This window comes from Dietzia sp. Cai40 (assembly GCF_014145165.1).
In the GTDB taxonomy this organism is placed as follows: Bacteria; Actinomycetota; Actinomycetes; order Mycobacteriales; family Mycobacteriaceae; genus Dietzia; species Dietzia natronolimnaea.
Genome location: NZ_JAALEB010000393.1, coordinates 1 through 4,757 on the forward strand (window position 1 = coordinate 1; position 4,757 = coordinate 4,757).

Annotated in this window: 5 protein-coding genes; all 5 read right to left on the reverse strand. The window is 71.2% G+C overall.

Features of this window, described 5'->3' with window-relative positions:
- Positions 1-67 precede the first annotated feature (67 nt).
- Positions 68-1,168 carry an esterase-like activity of phytase family protein gene (locus G6022_RS14195; protein ID WP_182615931.1) on the reverse strand — a complete coding sequence of 367 codons (1,101 nt, stop codon included), beginning with the start codon at positions 1,166-1,168 and terminating at the stop codon, positions 68-70.
- Positions 1,169-1,596: 428 nt separating this feature from the next.
- Complete coding sequence (locus tag G6022_RS14200) at positions 1,597-1,818, reverse strand: hypothetical protein (protein ID WP_182610156.1); 222 nt, start codon at positions 1,816-1,818, stop codon at positions 1,597-1,599.
- Positions 1,819-1,885: 67 nt separating this feature from the next.
- On the reverse strand, positions 1,886-2,575 hold the full coding sequence (locus G6022_RS14205) for a YceI family protein (RefSeq protein WP_182610157.1): 690 nt from the start codon (positions 2,573-2,575) through the stop codon (positions 1,886-1,888).
- Between the two features lie 82 nt (positions 2,576-2,657).
- Positions 2,658-3,290, reverse strand: a complete 633-nt coding sequence (locus G6022_RS14210; protein ID WP_182615932.1) for a response regulator transcription factor — start codon at positions 3,288-3,290, stop codon at positions 2,658-2,660.
- A complete protein-coding gene (locus G6022_RS14215) occupies positions 3,287-4,513 on the reverse strand; it encodes a histidine kinase (protein WP_182691824.1) in 1,227 nt (408 codons plus the stop codon). The genes G6022_RS14210 and G6022_RS14215 overlap by 4 nt, the downstream gene beginning before the upstream one ends.
- Positions 4,514-4,757 lie beyond the last annotated feature (244 nt).

Sequence of the window (4,757 nt, forward strand, 5' to 3'; positions counted from 1 at the left end):
GCAGGGCCCGGCCACCCTGGATGGTGGCCGGGCCCTGCCGCGGTGCGTCAGAGCCGATCGTGCCGGCTCAGAGGGACGGAAGAAGGGTCGGCACCAGGGTCGGCGCGTCGCCCGACGATCCGAAGACCGGACTGAGGCCCGCGAGCGAACCGAGGACCGTGTCCAGGTCGTCGAGCGACCCGTCAACGGTGTCGTCGTCCTCCACCGTGCACTCACCGGCCTCGGAGACGGCGGTGCGCAGACCGACCCCTGCGGTGGCCGCGTCGTCGGCCCACAGGAACCTGACCCGCTCGGTGGTGCCGGTGGCGCCTCCCAGGAGGCACTCGACGGTCTCGCGGTGGGAGGCGAAACCCTCGTTGGCGAGGTTGGGCATGCCGACCGGCCGGGCGTAGAGGGTGCCGTCGGTGACGAACCCGGTCCCGTCGAAGGTCATCTCGACCGAGCGTCCCTCGCAGACCTCGTCACACAGCACCCGCAGGACGCCGGACACCTCGTCGTGGTCGAGCGCCATCACGCCCGTGAACGGTGAGGTGTACGTCTGCATCTCGGTCACCGCACCTCCGTCACCCAGCCGCACGAAGTGGACCTTCCCGGTCCCCTCGACGCCCACGGCGAAGGCTCCGCCGAACGCCTCGGGGAGGTATTCGATGGCCTCGAGGCCGGCGTTCGCGCCGATCGGCCCGGTGAGGGAGGTCAGCGAGTACTCGTCCGTGGCGCTGAGCGTGCCGGAATCGCGGTCGGTGGGCAGGACGAAGCGCAGGATCGAGGGGCAACTGGTGCTGCCGGCGTCGTTGTTGCGCTCGGTGGCCACGTAGATCACGCCGTCCGGCCCCACGGTGACGCCCTCGGAATCGGGTAGGCCCGAACCGTCGGGGTAGGTGAGGACGAAGGTGCGGGCGAGCGAGTAGGTGCCTGCACTGTGGTCGTGGGCCAGGACGTACAGCGTGCCGGTGCCGTTGTTCACCACGTAGGCGGTGCCGTCGGCCGCGATGTCGACGCCCGACATGTCGTCGTCCTCGGCGAAGGCGCCACCGAGCGCGACGGGGGTGATCGTCAGCGGGTCGAAGGGCCAGGGCGACGTCACCACGCTGGTGGCGGGTATCGCCAGCGCCGCGCCGGCGGCGAGGGCGACCGTGAGGACGCCTGAGCTGATGGTCCGTGAGCGCATCGGGGGCCTTTCCTGGGCAATGACTGAGTGACTGACCAGGTGCCCGTAGGAGGGTCGGGTGCCGGGTCCGTGTCCGGTAGGTGGCGACGAGCTGAACGTTTACCGCTGACCGTCTGCTGCTGTCGGCCGCCGGACACCGCCAGGTGGGCCCGGCCCGAACTGATGGAACCGAGCAGCCCCTCCGAACCGTCGAACCGATCGGAAGAACCGGGAGAGGACCGACATGCGATCAACGACGAGGCGGGGAGACGAGTGACCACACCACAACCGGGACGTGCCCGCAGGTCGCAGAGATGGGATCCGCTGTCGCCGTCCTATGCCATCCCGATGGTCGTACTGCTGCTCCTGTGCGCGGTGGGTGTCTCGGTCGGAGCGTGGAGGAGTGTGTTCCCGACCGAGGGCAGCCTGCGTCCGGAGGAACTCCCCGCTCACTTCATGCTGCTCACCCTGAGCCTGATGCTCTTCCTGGCGGCCGAGCTTTCAGGATCCGTGCAACTCTGGCGAACGAGGTGGAGCGAACGGACCATCACGACGTGCATCGCGTCGATCCGTGGCCTCATCGCCGCGTACGGTGTGGCGTCCACGGTGGTGTTCGCTCTCGCCGCAGGGTCGGCGTGGGCGTGGAGCGCCGTCATCCCCGTCGCGTTCATCGCCTACGTCGTGCGTATGGAGATCGGACTGCGAGAGCAGATCGGACCTCCTCAGACCGAGGCACGGCTACTGCCGGGCCAGGCTCACCAGGAAGTCGATCGTTCCGGACGTTTCCACGGCGACAAAGCCGAGGCTCGGCGGCTCGACCCCGACCTCGGCCCAGGTGAGGGGGACCGCGCCGGAGGCGATCAGGGCGTCGCCCGTCCGTAGGACGGTCACCTCAATGTCCTCACGGACGGTCGTGCCCTTGATCGTCAGCTCGACCACCATCGGGATCGACACCGTTGTGCCGTCCGACGGCACCGCAGCCAGATCCACGGGTTCGGCCACGGTGAGTGTCGCCGAGGGATGGGACCCGGCATCGAGGATCTGGGGTGAGCGGGCCTGGGCGTCGCGCTGGTCGATGTCCGTCTCGATTCCCGCCACCTGCACGTCGAACGATGCGGACTCCAGGGTGGTCCCGGACACGACCGCCCGGCCGCTCACCTGGTCGGTGCTGCCGACGACGGTGACCGGCTCCCCGCGCAGGATCTCGTTGACCGTGTACCCGGCAGTCGTCTCGTTGGGCGCGGTCCCCGGCACCACCACCCACGTGCCCTCCAGGGTGCCGGTCGCCTCCTCGGCTCCGTCGACGGAGACGGTCGCGGCCGGCGCGTCGTCACCTCCACGCACGGCTTTGTAGAGGTAGGGCGCCGCGATCAGCGCGACGACGACGATGACGACGACAGCGCCGATGATCCAGGGGAGTCTCCGCATGGGACGAGCTTAGGAACTCCGGCGAGGTGGGCGGATGAGTATCGACCGAAGATCACGCCGACGTCAGGTCACGCCGTAGCCGCTACACCACCCCGAGCTCGCGGGCCCTGGCCACCGCGGCCGTCCGGGACGTCACACCGAGTTTGTCGAAGACGTGCACGAGGTGCGTCTTGACCGTCGCCTCCGACACGTTCAGGGACGCCGCGACCTGCCGATTGGTCTCGCCCGTCGCCACCGCCCGCAACACGTCCACCTCGCGATCGGTCAGCACCGGCCGTGGGTCGCGCAGCCGGTTCATCAGAGTGGCGGCGACGGTGGGGGAGAGCGCGCTCTCCCCGGCCGCCGCGGCGCGGACGGCGGCCAGCAGCTCGTCGGGACCGGCGTCCTTGAGGAGGTAGCCGCAGGCCCCCGCCTCGATCGCCCCGATGATGTCCGCATCGGTGTCGTGGCTGGTCAGGACCAGGACCTGCGGTGGTGACCCGAGTGCGCGGAGTCGCCGGGTCGCCCTGACCCCCGCGGAGGCGTCACCCGCGAAGCGCAGGTCCATGAGCACCACGTCCACGTCGCCGATCCGCGCCCGCTCGACAGCGCCGTCAGCGGTGGGGACGTCGGCCACCACCTCGATGGCGGGGTCCGACGCGACCAACGCGCGAAGGCCTGTCCGGACCACCGCGTGATCGTCCGCGATCAGAACGCGCACGCTCGTCGTCGTCATGTCCCCGAGCCTCCCACCACCGTCGGGAGCACGGCGCGGATCGTGGTCCCCGCGCCGGTCTCGGAGCTCACGTCGAACTCTCCTCCCAGCCCGGACACCCGACGCGCCATCCCGTCCAGACCGAACGATGCGGTGGGCCGCGGCGCGGCCACGTCGAAACCCCGACCGTCATCGCGCACCTCGAGCGCGACCGCGGTGGATGACCCGGTCAGCGTCACCTCGACCCTCGAGGGTGAGGCGTGTGTGACCGCGTTCGCCAACGCCTCCTGCGCCACGCGGACGAGCACGGCGGCGACCTCGGGGGGAGGGTCGACCTCGAGGGAGCAGTCCGCGGTCACCTCGATCCCCGGATGCTCCGCGCGGGTCCGCTCCGCGACGCGGCCCAGTGCGCCCGCGAGCGACACGCCGTCGAGCGGAGCGGGGCGTAGCGCGGCGATCAGGCGGCGGGTCTCGGTGAGGTTCTCGCCGGCCACCTCTCGCGCGAGGCGGGTCTGGTCGACTGCCGGGTGCGAGGGGTCCGCGCGCTCGACGGCGTGCAGCAACATCCCGATGCTCGCGAGCCCCTGGGCGACGGTGTCGTGGATCTCGCCGGCAAGGCGGGCCCGCTCGGCTTCGCGGCCCACCTCGCGCTGGTGTCGAGCCAGCTCGGAGCGGGTCCTGACCAGCTCGGCGATCACCTCCCGCCGTGCCCGGGACTCCCGGTCGAGCGCCCGGACACCGGTGCCCAGGCCCACCGCGACGAGCGCCCCCACCGCGGGGCCCACGACCCCGGCGGGGGTGAACCCCCCGTGCATCCCCAGAGCCATCACCGCCACGGTTGCGAGTGCCGCGACCGCCGCGACCCCGGCCCACACGGGCAGGAGGAACTGGGCCAGGAAGAACAGCGGGAACGCCAGGTAGGCGGCCTCCGGCACCCGGACCACCAGGACCGACCACAGCGCCAACACCGCGGCGAGCCACCACAGCCTCGTGGTCCGGCCGGTTCCGTGCAGGTGGTCCCACACGGTCCCCGCCAGGTACACGACGGTGAATCCGACCGCGGCCGCCACCGCCACGAGGTCCGGTTCGCCGGCGGTGTCCCGGTGCGCGCTGACCAGAGTGAACGCGAGCAGGGCCGCCACGAGGGTGTGCAGGGCCACCTGGAGCTGGGTGAAGACCGCGCGCACCGCGGCCGACTCGGGAGGCAGCTCTGCGCTCGCTCGGGGGCGGGAAGGGCCGGTCACCCGGTCGACGCTAGCCGTTGCCGTCGCCCCGGGCATCCATCGAAGGATGGATGCGGCGATCGACCGTCCGGGTGCGCGAGACCATCCGCTCGGGCGATTCGGGAGACCCGGCCGGCGACGAACCTGGACGCATACCACCACGAGAGGACCCCCATGTTCTTCGCTCTCCGCGACCTGCGCACCGCGCGGGGCCGCTTCGCGCTCATCACGGGCGTCGTACTGCTGCTGTCCGTACTGGTCGCCG